Consider the following 20,441-nt stretch of genomic DNA (forward strand, 5'->3'; position numbering starts at 1 on the left):
GAGGTCGTCATGGGTGTGGCGGATACGGCTACGTTTGCCTTCAACCTTGTGGTTCACCCGGTCAAAACAACAACGGAAATGAAGAATCAAGCGTTGTATATCATGGAGCATCCGGAAGTACTGGTGGAAGCGGCCAAGATGGCGTATCATAATTTTGACGAAGGAACGCCGGAAGAGAAGGCAGCGATGCTGGGATCGGTAGCGTCCATCCTGGTTCCGGGACTGCAGGTCACCAAAATCGGAAAAGTAGGTAAAGTGATCGGCGGGGTGGAAGACGTCGTCAGTCAAGCAGCGAAAGATGCTCTGAAAGGGATCAAGCAGAAGCTCCCGGATCTGGGTCCGGTATTACAGACGCCGGAAGGGCTGGCCTTCAAGGCAGGTGAGATACCCGATACCCCAGCGTTGCCGAAGACATCCGTGCAGCAGCAATATATTGATGCGATGGATGAAATGGGTGGTGGCGGGAGTAGGATTGAGGGGCCGGGTGAAGTTTCAAAGCTTAAACTTACAGAACCTTCTTTATTCAAGGGTAGCAAACCTAAAGGGAAGTATGGTGAAGGCGACTCCCATGGAATCAAAAAACAAAATGAAACAGCCGATGTATTGGCTGATAATGCCTATGACATTGAAATGTTAGATGAAATTGATGGTGGAAATGGCCATGGCATTGCTGAGGGATCGAATCCGGACTTTCTAATCGAAGGAAATGTATTTGATTGTTATGCTCCAAAACCAGATGGAAAGATACAAAGTATAATTAAAGAAATAGCAGGAAAGACAAAGAAACAATCTGGAAGAATTGTTTTGAACTTAGACAACTTTCCAAATGAAAAAGTTACCGAAATTATCGAAACAATCTTAAGAAAAGCAAATCCGGATGGAGATTTAAAAAGACTAGAAGAATTAATTTTAGTGAAGAATGGACAAATTACAAGGGTATTTGGAGGTTAGAAGTGATGGATTGTACATTATACTTGGTCTCAAATTTGGATAAAGAAACACTTAAAAGAACAATCTATGACATAGTTTGCGATGCAGTTGAAGGTAAAGTGACAAACTACGAAAATTTTTCTCGTCTTAGCTGTAAATACTTCACACTTGATATTGAATTAGAAGATATTAATAGTATTGATTTTTTAAGAGAAGAATATGGAATGGAAATTAATGTGGAGATTGGGATTCAATTATTCGGGAAATTATTTTCTGAAGGATTAGAAGTGTTGTTTGAAATTTTTGGTAATATGGTGATTGCTTTTAATCCTAACATGGTGTTTGTAGAAAATGGTACAGATCAAATATTCAGAAAAGAAGATGCTACTGTAATCATAAATTCAAAGTTAGATCAATATCAGCAAAAGTATCTATCAGATAAGATGATCACTTTACTACGACTTCCATATTTTTTTCAGGAGTTACCGAATTAAAGACGGAGGCTGGGATATACCCGATACCCCAGCCTTGCCAAAGACATCCGTGCAGCAGCAATATATTGATGCGGTGGATGAAGACTTTAATATAAAGGGAGTAAGATAAATGAGGGTAAGTCTTAAAGAGAGCTCAGAGAAAAAAGAGAACCTATCAATGAATAATAAGTATATAGTATATTCTGTTGAAACTAGTAAAAACGGTGAGGAAATTTATAGAATAGAAAATGATGCTAATCAAGTTGTTCCTTACCCAAGCGCATTATTCGAGAGTGTTTCTGATAAAGTTAATTCTGATTGGATATTATGGAACAAGCCTAATAATAGTTCAGCATTATTACCCAGACAATTTGCTTATCTAAGTTTTTGGGAGGACTATTATAATGACGAGTTAAAAGCTATAACAATATTTAATTCGGTCAAGGAACAGCTAATAAGTGAAGAGCTAGAAGAGAATGAAGTGCGTGAGGTTTTTGAAAATGAGGATGAAGAAAAGATAATATTCATTCTTAATGGTCTTATTAAGACCGAGGACAACAGATTTGTTAATCAAGTAATACGGTATATAAAATCAAAATTGGAAGAAGGTCTAAGAGAAGATAATACTGCAATCCTTGCTTTTCGTTACCTGAGTCAATTCAATGATAGTGAAGTAGAAAACTATTTCCTTTATTATTTAATGAACATTGAGCTGGGAAATGACCAGTTAACTGAAATAGTAAGTAAGTATTTTGAATAAATAACAAATCGTTTCCTAGTATCATGCTTGCTAAAGTGTTATGCATAATAGGTCAATTATGGTCGGATTCTACCATAGTTGATCTATTTTTAGTTATCGGAGGAGATTTCTTAGATTGAAAATTAATGATACAGTTTTTAGTGAACTTGAATTTGATTATGTTTGGGGCAAGGATACTACAATTGAGATTTTCGGAGGGGAAGTCAATATTTCTTTGATAGTAGATGGTGATGAAGATGGCGAATTTAGTGAAAAACAGTATGCTTCATATAATACTTTGAAAGAAAATTGGGGGGCTTTTCAACAAAGCATTCTGAAACCAATTTTAGACTATTACAAACCGAAGCGATCTGAACTTGGGTATGACGTTTCATATAATGAAAAGTACCCTTTAATTGAATCAAATGATAAACTTCTCGAAAGTATCATGCTAGTTGGAATTTTTGTACCATCTGCAAGACGATTTGAAGGCAGATATATTGGACTGACATTTGACTGTACATGGGATCAGGAGAATGGCCTGGGACTTCGTTTATTGGATGAAGCTGTAATTGATGTTGGATATCAGGATGTTGTTATTTAGCAGCAAAGTAATCGGAATGGGGAGCATCTATATTTTTTGACGGCGCTACCTCTCCTGCTTATAATGAACAAATATAATGCAGCAACAACGACGGGAGACGCGGGAATGGAGCAATATACGGAAGACATAGGGTATATCATGTGGAGAGTCACGAACAATTGGCAAAAATTAATGAAAGCTGAGCTGCGGGAGGTGGATCTGACACATGTCCAGTTTGCGCTGCTGCGGTCCTGCCATGCACTGAATGAGCGGGAAAGCGCGTCCGGTGTGACGCAGATTCAGATTGCCCACAATTCTGATATCGATCCGATGATGGCTTCAGAAGTGCTGAGAACACTGGAGAAAAAAGGGTATATCAGCCGTGTGCCGCATCCGCAGGATACCAGAGCCAAGCTGATCTCACTGACCGAATCCGGTGTAGCTGTAATGGAACGTGCCAGCCGGATAGTTATGAGCGCGGACCAGATGTTTTTCTCCAAGCTGGGGCCGGATATGCATGATTTCATTGCCCGATTAAAGATGCTGTCGACATAGATCTGGAATGAATTTGCCAAAAGAAAGGTTAAAGAAAAACCTTGACTCCATTTAATAAGTGAACATATAATAATCGGACATATAAATAATATGGATAGGCAATTCGAGAGGAGAACGTTAGTACATGAATGAGGCATCACAAATCAAGGTGAAATACAAGGTAATCCCTGTGCTCGTAGCGCTATTACTGGGGGGATTCATCGGTCTGTTAAGTGAGACCATGATGAACGTGGCCCTGCCGGTGCTTATGGCGGAGTGGAATCTTTCCGCTTCAACCGCACAATGGATCACCACAGGTTACATTCTGGTCATCAGCATCATTATGCCGGTCTCAGCCTTACTGCTGCAGTGGTTCACAACTAGAAAATTATTCGTGACTGCCATCAGCTTATTTATGCTCGGAACCTTGGCCGCAGGACTTGCCCCGGGCTTTGGGATGCTGCTTATCGGGCGTTTGGTTCAGGCAGCGGGTACCGCAATCTTGATGCCGGTCATCTTCAATACGATCCTGACTATTATTCCACCCGCCAAACGCGGGGCGGCTATGGGTATGGTAGGTCTCGTGATGATGGTAGCTCCGGCGCTTGGACCTACCGTGTCCGGGCTGATCATCGACAAGCTGGATTGGCACTGGATGTTCTGGGTGCTGGTTCCTTTCCTGGTGATCGACTTTATTATCGGGCTGCTTAATATTGAGAATGTGGCAACGATCACCAAACCGAAGATTGATATTTTGTCGCTTGTCCTGTCCACCATCGCCTTTGGAGGTATCGTATACGGGCTTAGTGTTGTGGGCGAAGGAGACGGAGGCTGGGGCAGTCCGAAGGTTATTGCCTGCCTTGTTATCGGACTTGCAGCACTCTTACTGTTTATCTTGCGCCAGCTCTCGATGAAGCAGCCGATCATGAATCTGCGGGCGTTCAAATATCCGATGTTCACAGCAGGTACGTTGTTTATTGTTATCGGGTTCCTGACGATTTTCGCTACATCGTATTTGCTGCCGATCTTTATGCAGGGCTCACTGAGATTGTCAGCACTGTATGCCGGACTGCTCATGCTTCCCGCAGGGCTGGTCAATGCCATACTGTCCCCTATTATCGGACGGAGCTTTGATAAAGTCGGCCCCCGGGTACTGGTTATTCCGGGTATGATTATTCTGTCCGCTGCCATGTGGATGTTCACCAGCGTTGACGTAAATACTCCAGTCTACATGATCATTCTTATGCACTGCTGCATGACAGTAGGTCTGGCGCTTACCCTGATGCCGGCGCAGACGAACGGGCTCAATCAGCTGCCACGGGAACTGCATCCGCACGGTACAGCCATCATGAATACCCTGCAGCAGTTAGCCAGTGCAGTCGGAACAGCTCTGATTGTAAGTGTGATGACTGCCGGCCAAAGTACCTACATCAGTACTCATTTGGATACCGCAGCAGCGGATATGGGAGCACTAAGTCTGGCGGCAGGCGTGCATAATGCGTTCATTCTGGCGGCAGTCATCACGCTGATTGGTGTGATTGCCGGGTTCTTCGTGAGACGGAGTATCGTTCACAGCCATGCTGCACCACAGCCGGATATGCCAAGACGACAGACGGCTTCCTAATATTCGAGAGTTAATAAGGGGATTTCCGGCATTTGCCGGAGGTCCTCTTTTAACAATGGAGTACAAATATAGCGGGTTTCTATTGGTCACTTGCACAATGCATTTCGTCCGATCATCAATATTCTTTTGCTGCCCTAAGACCTTATAATGAGAGCGTGTTCAACAAGTACTTAGGGGGATATTCGAAATGGAAGGATTAATCATTGATTGGTACGGAGCACTGGCAGGACTGGCAATTGCCATTATTCTGATCCTTAGAAAATTGAATCCGGTATACGCACTGTTCCTGGGAGCCATTGTAGGTGCTCTTATTGGTGGAGCCAATCTGGAACAGACGGTAAGCGTTCTTGTAAGCGGTACACAAAGTGTAATGGGCACGGTTCTGCGGGTGCTGGCCGCCGGTGTTCTGGCTGGTGTCATGATGGAATCGGGTGCAGCTGAAGCAATAGCCCAGGCTATTGTGAGAAAGTTCGGCGGAAGCAAGGCGATACTCGCCCTCGCATTGGCAACGATGGTCATTACGGCCATGGGGGTTTTCATTCCGGTAGCGGTATTAATTGTGGCTCCAATTGCTCTATCGGTGGGTAACAAGATGGGGATTTCCAAGGTAGCGTTGCTGCTGGCACTGTCGGGCGGAGGGAAGGCCGGGAATATTATCTCCCCGAATCCGAATACCATCGCAGCCGCACGGGGCTTCGACCTGGATTTAAGCCATGTGATGCTGGCGGGTCTGATCCCGGCCGTCTGTGGATTGATTGTAACCGTTATCCTTGCCTCATTGCTGAAGAAAAAAGGTATAATGGTTACCACTGAAGAAGCTGCTAACGGTACCGACACTGCGAATACAGCTACTTATCCGCCGCTCAGCCGAGCGATTGTCGCTCCTCTGGTTGCGATTGTCCTGCTGATGATTAATCCAATCGGTTCGATCTCCGGGATCGAAGCACTGGCCAGACTCAAAGTGGATGCGCTTTATATTCTGCCGCTGGCCGGAATTATCGGTATGCTGGCGATGGGGCAGGGGAACAAGGTTCTGCAGTATACTTCCTCCGGTCTCAGTAAAATGACTGCCACCGTCCTGATCCTGATCGGGGCAGGCGGAATTGCCGGCTTGATATCTGCTTCGGATTTATCGAATCAGGTGGTTCATCTCATTGAGCTGTCCGGTATCTCCGGCACGTTCCTGGCGCCGATCTCCGGTATTCTGATGGCAGCGGCAACCGCGTCCACTTCGACTGGGGTTATTGTGGCGACCGGCTCCTTCGGACAGGCCATTCTGGATATGGGCACGGCTCCGCTGGCGGCAGCCGTTATGGTCCATACCGGAGCGACGGTCATCGACTCGCTGCCGCAGGGCACCTACTTCCACGTTACTGCTGACAGTATGAAGATGACGATCAAGCAGCGTATGGGGCTGATTCCTTACGAAGCGCTTGTCGGCGGAACGATGACGATTGTGGCTACGCTGGTTTACGGATTTTTATTCTAATATCAATATCATATACGGGGTGTGGAAATGAGAGAGAAAACCTTTGTACTGGCACCGGATTCTTTTAAGGAGAGTATGACTGCGAAGGAAGTCTGTCTTGCGATGGAGAGCGGACTGCGGAAGATTTATCCGGAAGCGGCTTATATCCATGTTCCCATGGCAGACGGCGGAGAGGGGACGGTACAGTCTCTTGTCGATGCTTCCGGCGGGGAGATTCATTATAAAAAAGTCGTGGGGCCTCTGGGACAGCCGGTTACAGCGAAATACGGAATTCTTGGCGACGGAGAGACTGCGGCGATCGAAATGGCTTCTGCCAGCGGCATTCAGCTGGTGGACAAGGCAGACCGGAATCCGCTGATCACAACGACTTACGGTACAGGCGAACTGATTCTGGAATGTCTGGAACAGGGAATCCACAAAATTATTATCGGCATCGGCGGGAGTGCGACCAATGACGGCGGCGCAGGCATGGCTGAGGCGCTGGGTGCAAGATTCATCGATGAGGCGGGGGAGTTGCTGCCGCGCGGCGGCGGCAGTCTGGGTCGGCTGAGCAGCGTCGACATCAGCTCGCTTGATGCAAGACTGCAGCAGGTTCAGCTGATTGTGGCCTGTGATGTGACGAATCCGCTCTGCGGCGATCATGGGGCATCAGCGGTATTCGGCCCGCAAAAAGGCGCTACACCTGAAATGGTGCAGCAGCTTGATGCCAATCTCGCTCATTATGCGGCGGTGGTGAAGCAGCAGCTTGGCAAGGATGTGCGGGATCTTCCCGGTGCCGGTGCGGCCGGCGGTCTGGGGGCAGGCCTTATGATCTTTACACAGGCCACACTCCAGAAGGGGATCGAGATCGTGATTGAATACACGGGTCTTGCGCGGAAGCTGGCGGATGCGGACTTCGTATTTACCGGTGAAGGCGGAATCGATTTCCAGACCAAATTCGGCAAAACACCGTATGGCGTAGCCCGTACCGCAAAGGCCAACGGCAAGAAGGTGATTGCCCTGGCCGGTTACATCGGCGAAGGAATTGAAACGCTGTATGCAGAAGGCATCGATGCCATCTTCGGCATAGTCCCGGGTGCTTCCAGCCTGGAGCAGCTGCTGGCTGAAGGCCCGGCCAATGTCGAGCGGACTTGTGAGAATATTGCGAGGTTGCTGAAGCTTAGCGAATAGTGGAGCTGGGGGATTAGTGTAGCTAGGTGAATAGTGAAGCTGGGTGAATAATGTAGCTAGGTGAACAGTTGAGTTGGGAGAATAGTGGAGCTGGGGGATTAGTGTAGCTGAGTGAATAGTTAAGCTGGGCGAATAGCTGAGTTGAATTGGATTGAGTTGAATTGAGTCTGATTGAATAGCCCCTGGGATAATTCCCAGGGGCTATTAGTTTTGTATAGGGGAGAGTAATCTTAGGCAGAGGTGAAATCCTGCACGAAATACAACATTCTCCCCATGATATCGGGTCTAATCACAGATTGTTGTATTTCATACAACAATCGTTACGAAACCGCCTGAAATTATGATTCCGAGTTGTATTATGTACAACATTTGGAAACGCGAGGCAGTAATTCAACGCACGGTACGCCCCCGCCCGCGCAATCCGCCCGCCTGCACCCGCATCCCCGCCCGAGCCCCCGCCGACACACCCGCCCGCCCTCTCGCACCCCGCCGACGCACCCGCACCCCGCCGACGGACCCGACCGCCTGCCCGCACTCGCACACCCTCCCGCGCACACCCTCACGCACCCGCACCCTCACCCGCACGCACCCTCGCCAGGACATAACAACACGAGAAGACGCTCTACTTATAGAGCGCCAGCAGTTCATACGTAAGCTCGAAGAGCTGCAGCAGATTCCTCGGGTCTTTGCCGGTAATACTCTCGATCCGCTTCAGGCGGTATTGCAGAGTATTGCGGTGAATGTTGAGATGATCGGCCGTTTGCGAGACGCTGCAGTTATGGTTGACGAAGCTTCTGAGCGTCTCCAGCAGATCGGCGGTATCCTCCAGCTTGATCGCCCTGCCGGGTTTGTCCGACAGCTTCGCATGGCTGAGCTTCACCAGAAATTCAGCTTCTTCGAAGGTAATGGCTTGTGAAGCAGGCTTCAGCGCAAGCAGTATACCCAAGGCCGATTTGGCCTGGCGGTACCCTTCGGCAATGCTCGCTTCCAGTCTGCCGGAGGCCAGCAGCAGGAGCGGCTGGTTATGCAGCAGCTCTGTAATCAGCGGGCTGCAGTCGGGACGGTTCTGGATCAGCAGCAGCCAGGTATCTTCATCCAGCTGGAAGGACGGGTAACGCAGCAGGAGCTTGGCAGCATCTTTTTCCGGATTGAAATGCTTGAGATAGAGTACCGTAGTCTTCAGCAGCAGATCAATATTGTAGGCAGCAGCTTCTTTTCTTAATTTCTGGGAGTACGCTCCCTGATGGGCGAGCAGCATTTCCAGCATAGCCTTCTTGCGGTTTGCCTCATTCGCGAGATTCTCCAGCGTGTTCCGCTGTTCGATGAGCAGGGATACCGTGGTTCTTACGATGTTGCAAAAAGGCCGGACCTCCTCAGGGCTTCCGGAAATCCCGATCACACCAACGCGGGTGTTGCCGATGACAATCGGTTCGTTGGTCCCTTTTTTCTCATACAGACCATCCTCCAGCACCTCGACCATTTGTCCGGTGGACAAGGCCTTGACTGCCCCCTGGTGAACGGTGCCGACCCGTTCTTTCTTTCCGCTGCCGACAATAATTCCCTGATGATTCATGATGTTGATGTTATAAGGAATATCCATCATCATTTTGTCTACAATTTCCTGCGCCTGCTTCTCGGATAGCTGAAACAACCGGAATTCCCCCCTTCGCCGTGCCCGGATGGCTGCCTAGGCAGCCTCAGTCTCTTCTATTGTGCATCTGAACAAAAGTATAGAGCATTCCGCACGGAGAATAAAGACTGAACCAGTGTGCCGGATCTAAGGGGGCGGCCAAGCGGTCCGGGCAGAGTAGCGCAGCCGCGTTTTTGGGTTATGCGGACTATGGACTAGATAGAGACTTGGGAGATTCCCGCCCGGCTAAAAATCTCTTTCAAAGTAACCTCCTTGTCTGCGTTCCAGGGATTTGCGGGTGCAAGACAGAAGGTGGACACCGGCACACCAGCCAGACGAATGGCTTCTTTTATTGAAGGAATGAAAGGATCATCGATACTATACAGCGGAGGGATCTCTATGATTCTCCGGTGAAACTCAAGCACCTCTGCCATATCATTCTTCAGGAAGCTGCTGAGTAACCCGAGCATCAGCTGCGGTGCGAAGTTGGCACTGGCGGCAATCGCCCCGTCTCCACCGGCAGCAAGCGTAGGCAGCAGATATTCATCGAAACCGCAAAATACCGAGAAGTCCGGTTTAACCGCCTTCACCTGCATAATCATCTGCCGGATATGGCTGAGCTGGTCTACAGTTTCCTTAATTCCAGTTACATTTGTATATTTGGCGGCAAGGCGGCTGACGAAGGCCGGACTCAGATCCTGGCCAGTCAGCGCCGGGAAGTTGTACAGCATCAGCGGCACATCAACGGCTTCCAGAATAGAGGCATAATGCGAGAATAAAGCCTCCTCGCTAAGCTTGTAATAATAAGGATTAATGACAACGACGCCTGTCGCCCCTTGCTCCACAGCATGCCTGCTAAGGCGGAGGGTCTCTGCTGTCGTATTGCTGCCGGTGCCAATCCATACGGGAAGACGGCCATTCGTGTATTTAACGCATACCTCAGCGATTTCCTCGCGCTGTTCGGTGCTGAACAGGCTGAATTCTCCGGCTGTCCCGAGGAAAAAGAGTCCCTGAACCCCTTGCCGGATCAGGCTGTCGATTAGCAGCTTCATTCCGCTAGGGTCGAATTTTCCGGATTGATCCAGAATCGTCGGAACCGGGGGAATGATGCCTGTATGATGCGGTCTCATGGTCATGTTAGAAATTTTCATTTTATTCCGCCTCCAGGTTTGTTATTATAAACATAAGATTATTATAGTGAACTAAGAGTGCTTAATCAATTGATTTATGAGAGGGGAATGAAGGTTTGGACCGGAAATATTGGGTTCCAGCTTTAGAACGGGCCGATCTGATTCTTACGGCAATCTCCAGGAAGCCCGGAGAACATAAGATGACCGACCTGTGCGATGAAACGGGCATTAACAAAAGCTCCATGTTCTCGCTGCTGCGTACAATGGAAACCCTGCAATGGGTGGTGAAGGATGACAGGGAGGCTTACGCGCTGGGGGCTGGGGTTTCCTACTATAATACGGTTTACAACGAATCGCTTAAGCAGAATACGAATCTGGTGGAGCGCTTCCTGGCAGGCTCTGCACAGAGCGTCAGGGTAATCGGGGAAACCTTTCAGTTATCGGTTCTTGACCGGGATGAGATTATCTATCTGGCCAAGCAGGAAGGTCCCTCCCTTGTGAGGCTGGAGTCCAGTCCCGGGATGCGGTTCCCGGCGCATGCGACCGCCATGGGCAAGATGATGCTTGCACTGCTGCCGGACGGCGAGCTCATAAGACGTTATTCCGGCAAAACCTTAACTGCGGTTACGTCTCACACGTTGACGGATTGGGCGGAATTCACGGCTGCATTGGCTGAGATTCGCGAGGCCGGTTACGCAGTGGACCGGGAAGAAATTATTCAGGGCATCAGCTGCGTGGCTGCGCCGATTCTGGATGCTGCGGGAAATGCCGTTGCCGCTGTAAGCACCACGATGCTGCAGCATGCTTTTGCCGATAAACAGGAGGCTGCGGTCAGGGAAGTGATAGAGCTGGCGAGGAAACTATCCTTGTGTTAATGGTCGGGGCAAGTTCATCCTGAAGGAGAGAAGGGTTAAGTGTGGAGCTGACTTTGCATGAGATTATGAAGGAAGCCATAGATGATACTGTTCCTGTACATACCGCTGCGGAAGGGCCTGCAGGCAAGCTTCCGATTACAAGTGAGGTGCTGCGAAATGCCCCAAGCGGGGAAATCTTCGGAATGACCCAGAATGCGGGAATGGGCTGGAATCCGCTGCAACTGAACAGGCCGCAATATCTGATTCTCGGCACGATGGGCGGAATCCTGCGGGAGGACGGCAGTCCGCTTGCGCTCGGATACCATACCGGACACTGGGAAATCGGTGTGATGATGGAAGAAATCGCTGAGGAGCTCACCGCCAATCATGGGATTCCGTTTGCCGGTTATGTCAGTGATCCCTGTGACGGGCGCTCCCAGGGGACCACGGGCATGTTCGATTCTCTTCCTTACCGGAATGATGCGGCCGTGGTTCTGCGGCGGCTGATTCGTTCCCTGCCTACCCGCAAAGGAGTTCTGGGCGTAGCCACCTGCGATAAAGGTCTGCCCGCCATGATGCTGGCACTGGCCGGAATGCGGCATCAGCTTCCGGGGATTATCGTGCCTGGCGGCGTTACACTGCCGCCGGTTAACGGCGAGGATGCCGGCAAGGTGCAGAGCATCGGAGCACGGTTCAGCAATGGTGAACTTTCGCTCGAGGATGCAGCCGATCTGGGCTGCCGGGCCTGCGCTACTCCAGGAGGCGGCTGTCAATTCCTCGGCACGGCCGCAACGGCCCAGGTGATTGCTGAAGCACTGGGCATGTCGCTGCCTCATTCGGCTCTGTCACCATCGGGGCAGCCGGTCTGGAAGAATATCGGCCGCCAGTCGGCCCGCGCGCTTCAGCATATGGAGCATAGCGGAATAGTGATGAGTGATATTCTTACAGATCGGGCCATTAAGAACGCGATGGTGCTGCATGCCGCGTTCGGAGGCTCCACGAATCTGCTGCTGCATCTGCCGGCCGTTGCCCATGCCGCCGGGCTGAAGATTCCTTCCGTTGATGACTGGAACGAGGTGAACCGCCAGGTTCCCCGGCTGGTCAGTGTGCTTCCGAACGGACCGGTGCCGCATCCGACGATCCGCGTGTTCCTGGCAGGAGGTGTTCCGGAAGTCATGCTGCATTTACGGCGGCTGGGGCTGATTGACGAATCCGTATTGACCGTGACAGGGCGGACGCTGGGCGAGAATCTGGACTGGTGGGAGACCTCGCAGAGACGGGCGGACATGCGGCGGAGACTGCAGGAAGCGGATGGCATTGACCCGGATTCTGTGATCATGAGCCCGGAAGAGGCCAAGCGGCAGGGGATGGCTTCCACGATGACGTTCCCCACAGGGAATCTCTGCCCCGAAGGTGCAGTCATCAAATCGGCAGCGATTGACCCTTCCGTCTTGGACAGCGAAGGAGTCTACAGGCATACGGGGAGAGTGAAGGTGTTCACTGCCGAGAAGGATGCGATCCGTAGCATCAAGAACGGTAAGGTGCAGGCCGGGGATATTCTGGCCATCATCGGCCGGGGGCCCAGCGGAACAGGGATGGAAGAGACCTACCAGCTGACATCCGCGCTCAAGCATCTGCCTTACGGCAAATATGTCACGCTGATCACGGATGCCCGGTTCTCGGGGGTATCCACGGGAGCCTGTATTGGTCATATGGGACCGGAAGCGCTGGCCGGCGGTCCTCTGGGCAAATTACGGGATAATGACTGGGTAGAAGTGCTGATCGATACCGTGAAGCTGGAAGGGAGCGTGAATCTGGTCGGGGAAAGCGGAGAAGGCGGACAGCCGCTGTCGAAGGAAGCGGGAACGGAGCTTCTGAACGCAAGGACTCCGCATCCGGGCCTTGCCGTTGATCCGGGCCTGCCGGATGATACCCGGCTATGGGCCGCACTGCAGGCGGCAAGCGGAGGGACCTGGCAGGGCTGTGTCTACGATACGGATAGAATTATTGCCTTACTGGAAGCAGGACGGCAAGCACTGGGGGAGACAAGATGAGCACAACACTGATTCACAATCCGATTCTACGCGGGTTTCATCCGGACCCGTCCATCTGCCGGGCGGGAGAAGACTATTATATTGCCACCTCCACCTTCGAGTGGTTTCCCGGCGTACGGATTCATCATTCCCGCGATCTCGTGAACTGGCGGCCGCTTACGTATGCACTAACCCGCAAGTCGCAGCTGAATATGGAAGGTGATCCGGATTCCGGAGGCGTGTGGGCACCTTGCCTGACTTATGATGATGGACTCTTTTATCTGATCTATACCGATGTCAAAAGCAGACAGGGTGCCTTCAAGGATACGCCTAACTATCTGGTGACTGCCGGGAATATCGAAGGTCCCTGGTCTGAACCTGTATACCTGAACAGCAGCGGCTTCGACCCTTCGCTGTTCCATGACGATGACGGGCGCAAATGGCTGGTTAATATGCTGTGGGATCACCGGACCGGCAATAACAGCTTCGCCGGGATTGTGCTGCAGGAATATTCCGCAACTGAGCAGCGGCTGACCGGTCCGGTCATTCCCATCTACAAGGGAACCGAGCTGAAGCTTACGGAAGGGCCGCATCTGTACCGGAAGGACGGCTGGTATTATCTCATCACAGCTGAGGGCGGTACACAGTATAATCATGCGGTGACGGTGGCCCGGTCGAAGCAGATTGAAGGTCCGTATGAGACAGCTCCGAATCATCCGCTGCTGACCTCTGCCGGAAACCGTGAACTGGAGCTGCAGAAGGCGGGACATGCCAGTCTTGTACACACGCATACAGACGAATGGTATATGGTGCATCTGTGCGGCCGTCCCGTGAAAGACCATTACTGCAATCTCGGCCGGGAGACAGCGATTCAGCGCTGCGTATTCACGGAGGACGGCTGGCTTGCCCTGGCCGGAGGCGGAAACGCCCCGGCGCTTACTGTGCCGGGTCCGGACATTCCGGAGCATCCATTCTCCGCTCCGGCTCCCCGTGATGATTTCGATGTCCCGCAGCTGGATGTCCGCTGGAGCACCCTGCGTGTGCCTGCTGAGGAAGCGTGGCTCTCGCTACAGGAGCGCCCCGGATATTTGCGCCTCCGGGGCAGAGAATCCATGAGCTCCATGCACCGCCAGAGTCTGGTTGCCCTGCGCCAGCAGGCCTTCAGCTGCAGCGCCGAAACCGCCATTGAATTCGAGCCGCAGCACTTCCAGCAGATGGCCGGATTAATTGTCTATTATGATACGAAGGATTACCTCTACTTGCGGATCACTCATGATGAGACCCTCGGGAAATGCGTGGGCATCATCCGCTCCCGGGACGGGGTCTATGAGGATAACCTGACTGCGGATGTCCCGCTGCCGCCGGGAGCAAGCGTAGCATTAAAGGTAGTGATCGACCGGGAATTCGCCCAATTCTACTACCGGGCCGGCGAGTCTGACTGGGAGAAGATCGGCGGGGCACTGGAAATCTATCATCTGTCCGATGATTTCCCGGCCTATATCCGGTTTACCGGCACATTTATCGGAATGTGTGTGCAGGATTTGAGCGGAACGCTGCGTGCGGCGGATTTTGATTATTTTGAGTACCGGGAGTTTGAGGTGTAAAGCGTTTTTTATGCGGGTTGAACAAGAGAATGTCAGGCGTCACAAGCAGAGGGGTGTACATCAAGTGCATCACTCTTTTTGTGCCGTCTTTTTACGTTTCAGATAAAGCCATTGACCTTAGGTCTGGCCTAAGGTATATCATTGAAGCCATAAGCAGGGAAGTGAGGAGGATGACTGGTGGGGGCGGAAATTACAATTGGCGAGTTGGCCGAGCTTATGCAGGTGTCGGTTCATCAGATCCGTTATTTCGAGGAAAAAGGGGTGCTTCTCCCTTCCTATACGGATACGAACCAGTATCGCAAGTATGGCATAGACCAGATCTATCAGCTCTCGCAAATTATACTGCTGCGCAAGCTGGGTATGCCTGTGCAGGCGGTCAAGGAATGTATGGCGGAATCCGGACAACAGGTAATGGAAGAGAAGCTGCACCGCTCGCTGGTAGAGATCGGTGGAGAGATTGCCCGGCTGCAGCTGCTGGAGCAGTTCATTCTGAAGGTTCTGCAGGAGCAGGGCGATTTCCAAATGGAGAAACAGAGCTGCCAGGTGAAGATGCGGGAAGCAATGCCGCTGCAGAAGTGGTTTGAAATGGATTCGGCAGCAACTCTTGATGCGAGAACACTGGCGGAGCAGTCTGTACGAGTGAACGCCTTGTCCGAAACGGATATTCATTATATTTACGACCGTACGAATACTGTGTCATTGTATACGGCTGTAGAGCCCGGCGGAGAAGTAGGGCGGGTCTTGCCGGCGGGAGAATATCTCTCTTGCCGGCTACAGGTAACAGATGAATCCGTGCTTAAGGAAGAGATCGGACAATTCAGCCGCTATGCTGAGCAAGAATATGGTGAACTTCCGGGTCCCCTTGTTCTCATCGAGAAATCCTACCTCTCCTTATTCAGCAGAGACAAGCTACATTACGAAATTTTGCTCTGCATTGAATCTGGGGACGCTACAGGAGGTGCTGATGCAAGGTGACGAACACTTCGATTGCTACAACGGTTACGATTGCAGACATGCAGCCTGGGTATAACCGCGAGGTCAGCCGGATCATTGTCCATGGATTCCAGGGCTAGTTTACTGCGCGAACCAAGATTGAGCCGGATGGGCTTGCTTGGTTTTTCGAGCAGCTGCTGGGCTATACGGCGGAAGGTCCGTACACGAAGCGGGTGGTGGCGCTGCAAGGGGAGACCGTGGTCGGTACCCTTAGCCTGAAGTGGCACAAGAACTCTGTAAGTATCACCGGAAAGGCGGCTGAATCCGCCAAGCTTTCTGTATGGAAGCAAATTTCAGGGATTGGCACAAGAAATACACTGCTGCTGCTGGCCACGCTCTATGGCTTGAACTATGACCCATTGCCGGGAGAATGTTATATCGCAGATCTTGCGGTTCATCCTGAACATCAGGGGACAGGTGTAGGCCGGCTGCTGGTTCGCTGGGCACATCAATTTATGGAGAAGCATCCGTTGTTATTAGGTTTGAGCCTGCATGTCTCCGAACACAACAGGGCTGCCAAGCGTTTGTATGAACGGCTCGGATTCAGCACCCAAGCGGAAGAGTATAGCCTGTTAAGCAAGTTTCTGTCCGGTGAAGTGAAGTGGGAGTATATGATCTGCAGGCAATATGGAGGTTCATATGAACAAGAAAATCGCAATTAGCTTAATCATCGTGTTAGGTATACTGCTTGGTGCGGGTTTTTATATTGTGCGTCAGAATACTTTTGAAATGTTAGAGCAGTCCATTGAGATTCCCACCCCGCAGGGCAAATTAACGGGGACACTGACGCTCCCCAAGAACGCCGCAGGCGGATTGGGTTTAATATTATTCATCCATGGCGACGGACCGGTAGATGCTTCCCATAATGACGGATACAAACCGCTCTGGGAACGGCTCGCCTCCCTGGGTTATGCCTCTCTGTCGCTTAACAAAAGAGGGATCAACGGCTCCGCCGGCAACTGGCTTGAGCAGAGTATCGGAGACCGGGTGGAGGAAGCAAGTCAGGCCCTGGCCTGGGCCAGAACACAGACGTTCGTGGATAGCGGGCGGATTGGTGTATGGGGAGCTAGCCAAGCGGGTTGGGTGATTCCGATACTTGCGGCACAAGAAACGCTCGCCTTCAGCATTCTGGTCTCTCCTGCCATCAATTGGCTGCAGCAGGGAGCGTATAACACCCGGCAGCAAATGAAGAAGGACGGTTATACCGACGAGGGAATTAAGCGCCAGATCACCTATGAGCAGCAAGTGAACGGGCTTCTGCTACGTGGGGCCGATTACGAAGAATATACTCAATTGACTCATCCGAAGGAGAAAATGTCCGCAGAACGCTGGTCTTTTGTCCGCCGGAACTTTCAAGCCGATGCTGCAAATGATCTGCAGAACTTCAAATCCCCGGTACTTCTGCTGCTTGGCGAAGAGGACTTGAATGTAGATGTGGAACAAACGGAGTCCGTGTACCGTGAGAACATCAGCCCTGCCTCACTGCTCACGGTTAAGCTGTTCCCGGACACCGAGCACTCTATGCTACGGGTCCAAACGGCTGATTCTGCACTGCGTGCATTGATGATCAGTCTCTTTACCCCGCGGAAGATTACGGTTGATGGTTATATGGAGCAGATTGAACTGTTTCTGAGTAAACAGGGTTGAAATGTTTGAGCGAGATTCGAGGCTGTGGACGAATAAACAGACCGGGAGCATGCTCCCGGTCTGTCTCTATGCTACCTCATATCTCATCTGCCAATGACTATGATCAGATCAGCCGACATACTTCTCCAGCGTAGCCCTTACGGCACCGGTTCCCGCCAGCATCTCAGTGAACATCCCCTGGATGACTTCGCCGAGTCCGATGGCGTACAGATCAACGCCGAAGATGGCTTGATCCTCGAGAACCGCCCGCACCTTGGCTGCTTGCTCTGCATTCGCGCCCAGCGTGATTCCTTCCAGCCGGGTCTGCAAAGCTTCCAGTAGAGGGTCAGGACTCAGTGCGAATACGCCGCCTTCATCGTTCACGCCAAGCAGATACCGGCACCAGGCCGCAATCGCCAGCGGAATGGCGGTCAGCTGCGCCGGATCGAGCTCCTCGCGGCGGATGTACGACTTGATCGTCTCACCGAAGCGGATGCCGACCTTCTGCGAAGTATCGGTAGCGATCCGCTGCGGGGTATCTGGAATGAACGGATTGGCGAACCGTTCCTGCAGCACTTCGTCGAGGAATTGCTTCGGACTGAGAATGCCCGGGTCTACCACAACCGGCAGACCTTCTTTGTAGCCAATGATCTCCACAAGCTTCCGCAATGTGGCGTCCTTCATCTCATCGGCAATCAGTGTATAACCCAGCAGACAGCCGGTTACAGCCAGCGCTGTATGCAGCGGGTTGAGGCAAGTGGTTACCTTCATAGTCTCCACATTGTTGACCGTATCACGGTCGGTGAAGATTACACCGGCTTCTTCCAGCGCCGGGCGGCCGTTGGTGAATTTGTCTTCAATCACCAGATACTCGCTGATCTCGGCATTGACGAACGGTGCAGTGTACGTATTCTTGGAGGTGACGATCACATCCATGCCGCCGATTCCCTGCTCCAGCAGCGCAGCCTGCACCGATTCGGACGGGCGCGGCGTGATTTTGTCTATCATGGACAGCGGGAAGGTAATCTTCTGCTCATCCTCAAGATAAGCTACGAAGCCTTCTTCCACATGGCCTTTGGCCGCCCATTCCTTGGCGATCGTAACCATGCCGTTCTTCAGCTTGTCGCCGTTATGCGAGCAGTTGTCCATGCTGACGAAGGTCATCGGGTACTGTCCCTTCAGATAACGCTTGTAAGCGAAGGAAGCGACGATGCTCATCGCATGGACCGGCTGATCCGGACCGCCGGCGATATCCTTCTCGACGATACCCAGATACTGGCCGTTCGGACCGGTGAGGGAATAGCCTTTTTCCGTAATCGTGAAGCTGGCCATCTGCAGGCTGGGATTCTCGAACACTGCGGTCAGGCGGTTGTAATCCGCTTCGCGGGTCTTATCCGCTGTGAGGCCTTCCACGATGCTGCTGACGATTCTCTTCTGGAAGTCGCCGCGCGCATTCATCAGTACCAATAGAGTCAGATTATCATAAGGCTTGTAGACCTTGTCGATCATCTCGAAGTCGAAGGTCTCGGCAGCGATGATGCCGGTATCTGCCTTGCCGCTGTCGAGCAGCTTCTGGTGGGCATTGGCCACGAAGCCTCTGAAGATATTTCCGGCGCCAAAGTGAATCCACTCGGGCTTATCCAGTGTATTCTGTGCTACCGCTGCGAAATCGAACTGCGGCAGCTCTACACCTGCGGCTTCCCAGGCTTCACGTTCCGCAATGCTGCTTCTGGTGAGGCTCAGCATTTATTTCGCCCCCTTGGCATTCTCCAGGCTGTCCCATACGCCCAGCAGATACATAATGCCCATCGCTCTGTCATACAGGCCATAACCCGGACGGCAGTTTTTCTCTTCGCCCCAGAGATGTCTGCCGTGGTCCGGACGCACATAGCCGGTGTATCCGTTCTCGTGGTAAGCTTTGACAACCTCAGCCACATCCACGCTGCCATCTTGCCCCCGGTGGGATACTTCAATGAAGTCTCCGTTCTCGAATACCTTCACATTGCGGATATGGGCGAAATAAATCCGGTCATGGAATTCGCGGATCATCGCCGGAAGGTCATTCTGCGGATTGGTTCCAAGCGAACCTGTGCAGAAGGTAAGGCCGTTATACGGGCTGTCGACCATGTCCAGGAAACGGCGGATGGAATCGCGGCTGCGGATGATGCGCGGCAGTCCGAAGATCGGCCAGGCCGGATCGTCAGGGTGAATGGCCATTTTGATATCCACTTCTTCACACACCGGAATAATGCGCTCCAGGAAATACTTGAGGTTGTCGAACAGGATATCCTCGGTAACATCGGCGTAAGCCGCGAACAGATCGTCCAGCTTCTCCAGCCGCTCCGGCTCCCAGCCCGGCATTGTGAATTCACCGGCACCCTTGAGAATCCGGTCCACCATTTCACGCGGATTATCCGTAATGGCAGCCTTTTCATAAAAGAGTGCATTCGATCCGTCCGGCAGCTCCTTGTACAGCTCAGTACGGGTCCAGTCGAACACTGGCATGAAGTTGTAGCAGATGACCTTAACGCCGACCTTGGCCAGCTTGCGGATGGTATCGATATAGATGTCAATGTATTTGTCGCGGGACGGCAGCCCGATCTTGATATCATCATGAACGTTAACGCTCTCGACAACCGCTGTGCTGAAGCCTTTGGCTGTAATCTGATCGGCAACCTTCTGGATTTCTTCCATTTCCCATACTTCACCCGCTACCTTGTGATGCAGCGACCAGACGATGCCCATTACCCCCGGAATTTGACGTACATGGTCAAGGGTAATATTGTCGTTGCCCTCGCCGTACCATCTCCAAGTCATATTCATTGTCATTTCCTCCTTGGTATTAAACATAAATACAAATAAAGTCATTCTGAAGCCTTGTGACAATTGACCTTACGGATAAAACGTTTTGTGATATGATCATCTTGTATACAAGTTAGGATTCGTATTGATCATAGAATAAGCTTTATGCTTTGTCAATGAAATTCCTATCTGTTTTCTATATAATGAGTGGAGAAGAATATCGTACA

18 protein-coding genes are annotated in these 20,441 nt (G+C 51.4%); 14 read left to right on the top strand and 4 right to left on the bottom strand.

What is annotated here, in order from left to right; genetic code table 11:
* The 8 genes from GC101_RS16440 to GC101_RS16475 all read left to right on the top strand — a co-directional run.
* The coding region (locus GC101_RS16440) for a CdiA C-terminal domain-containing protein (protein ID WP_484549362.1) at positions 1 to 951 on the top strand (951 nt) is incomplete at its 5' end.
* A gap of 5 nt (positions 952 to 956) precedes the next feature.
* Complete coding sequence (locus GC101_RS16445) at positions 957 to 1,424, top strand: hypothetical protein (protein WP_171718114.1); 468 nt, start codon at positions 957 to 959, stop codon at positions 1,422 to 1,424.
* Positions 1,425 to 1,533: 109 nt separating this feature from the next.
* Positions 1,534 to 2,163: a hypothetical protein gene (locus tag GC101_RS16450; protein WP_171718115.1), complete on the top strand. Its 630-nt coding sequence runs from the start codon at positions 1,534 to 1,536 to the stop codon at positions 2,161 to 2,163.
* 115 nt (positions 2,164 to 2,278) lie between these two features.
* The gene (locus GC101_RS16455; protein ID WP_171718116.1) at positions 2,279 to 2,746 is read left to right on the top strand and encodes a DUF6985 domain-containing protein; all 468 of its coding nucleotides are present in this window, start codon (positions 2,279 to 2,281) and stop codon (positions 2,744 to 2,746) included.
* Positions 2,747 to 2,851: 105 nt separating this feature from the next.
* On the top strand, positions 2,852 to 3,280 hold the full coding sequence (locus GC101_RS16460) for a MarR family winged helix-turn-helix transcriptional regulator (RefSeq protein WP_042138877.1): 429 nt from the start codon (positions 2,852 to 2,854) through the stop codon (positions 3,278 to 3,280).
* Between the two features lie 124 nt (positions 3,281 to 3,404).
* A complete protein-coding gene (locus tag GC101_RS16465; protein ID WP_171718117.1) occupies positions 3,405 to 4,883 on the top strand; it encodes an MDR family MFS transporter in 1,479 nt (492 codons plus the stop codon).
* A gap of 187 nt (positions 4,884 to 5,070) precedes the next feature.
* Positions 5,071 to 6,372 carry a GntP family permease gene (locus tag GC101_RS16470; RefSeq protein WP_171718118.1) on the top strand — a complete coding sequence of 434 codons (1,302 nt, stop codon included), beginning with the start codon at positions 5,071 to 5,073 and terminating at the stop codon, positions 6,370 to 6,372.
* 27 nt (positions 6,373 to 6,399) lie between these two features.
* Positions 6,400 to 7,542: a glycerate kinase family protein gene (locus GC101_RS16475; protein ID WP_171718119.1), complete on the top strand. Its 1,143-nt coding sequence runs from the start codon at positions 6,400 to 6,402 to the stop codon at positions 7,540 to 7,542.
* Between the two features lie 622 nt (positions 7,543 to 8,164).
* On the opposite strand, the gene GC101_RS16480 is transcribed toward GC101_RS16475, so the two are convergent.
* Entirely contained in the window at positions 8,165 to 9,193 is a 1,029-nt protein-coding gene (locus tag GC101_RS16480) for a CdaR family transcriptional regulator (RefSeq protein ID WP_171718120.1), read from the bottom strand.
* A gap of 194 nt (positions 9,194 to 9,387) precedes the next feature.
* The gene (locus GC101_RS16485) at positions 9,388 to 10,323 is read right to left on the bottom strand and encodes a dihydrodipicolinate synthase family protein (RefSeq protein WP_246354369.1); all 936 of its coding nucleotides are present in this window, start codon (positions 10,321 to 10,323) and stop codon (positions 9,388 to 9,390) included.
* Between the two features lie 95 nt (positions 10,324 to 10,418).
* Here GC101_RS16485 and GC101_RS16490 point away from each other — a divergent pair, with 95 nt between their 5' ends.
* From GC101_RS16490 to GC101_RS16515, 6 genes are all read left to right on the top strand, one after another.
* Positions 10,419 to 11,177 (top strand): IclR family transcriptional regulator, encoded by a 759-nt coding sequence (locus GC101_RS16490; protein ID WP_171718121.1) that lies wholly within the window; start codon positions 10,419 to 10,421, stop codon positions 11,175 to 11,177.
* Between the two features lie 65 nt (positions 11,178 to 11,242).
* A complete protein-coding gene (locus tag GC101_RS16495; RefSeq protein WP_171718195.1) occupies positions 11,243 to 13,210 on the top strand; it encodes a YjhG/YagF family D-xylonate dehydratase in 1,968 nt (655 codons plus the stop codon).
* Positions 13,207 to 14,793, top strand: coding sequence for a glycoside hydrolase family 43 protein (locus GC101_RS16500; protein ID WP_171718122.1), 1,587 nt, complete (start codon positions 13,207 to 13,209; stop codon positions 14,791 to 14,793). Before GC101_RS16495 ends, GC101_RS16500 begins: the two co-directional genes overlap by 4 nt.
* Positions 14,794 to 14,970: 177 nt before the next feature.
* Positions 14,971 to 15,768, top strand: coding sequence for a MerR family transcriptional regulator (locus GC101_RS16505; protein WP_171718123.1), 798 nt, complete (start codon positions 14,971 to 14,973; stop codon positions 15,766 to 15,768).
* A 194-nt stretch (positions 15,769 to 15,962) separates the two neighbouring features.
* Entirely contained in the window at positions 15,963 to 16,448 is a 486-nt protein-coding gene (locus GC101_RS16510; protein WP_171718124.1) for a GNAT family N-acetyltransferase, read from the top strand.
* A complete protein-coding gene (locus tag GC101_RS16515) occupies positions 16,426 to 17,433 on the top strand; it encodes an alpha/beta hydrolase family protein (protein ID WP_171718125.1) in 1,008 nt (335 codons plus the stop codon). The genes GC101_RS16510 and GC101_RS16515 overlap by 23 nt, the downstream gene beginning before the upstream one ends.
* A gap of 108 nt (positions 17,434 to 17,541) precedes the next feature.
* On the opposite strand, the gene GC101_RS16520 is transcribed toward GC101_RS16515, so the two are convergent.
* Both GC101_RS16520 and uxuA read right to left on the bottom strand, forming a co-directional pair.
* Entirely contained in the window at positions 17,542 to 19,158 is a 1,617-nt protein-coding gene (locus GC101_RS16520) for a mannitol dehydrogenase family protein (protein ID WP_171718126.1), read from the bottom strand.
* Positions 19,159 to 20,235: a mannonate dehydratase gene (gene uxuA, locus GC101_RS16525; protein WP_039304050.1), complete on the bottom strand. Its 1,077-nt coding sequence runs from the start codon at positions 20,233 to 20,235 to the stop codon at positions 19,159 to 19,161.
* Between the last annotated feature and the right edge of the window lie 206 nt (positions 20,236 to 20,441).

The sequence above is a fragment of the Paenibacillus phytohabitans genome (assembly GCF_013141775.1).
Lineage (GTDB): Bacteria > Bacillota > Bacilli > Paenibacillales > Paenibacillaceae > Paenibacillus_AQ > Paenibacillus_AQ phytohabitans.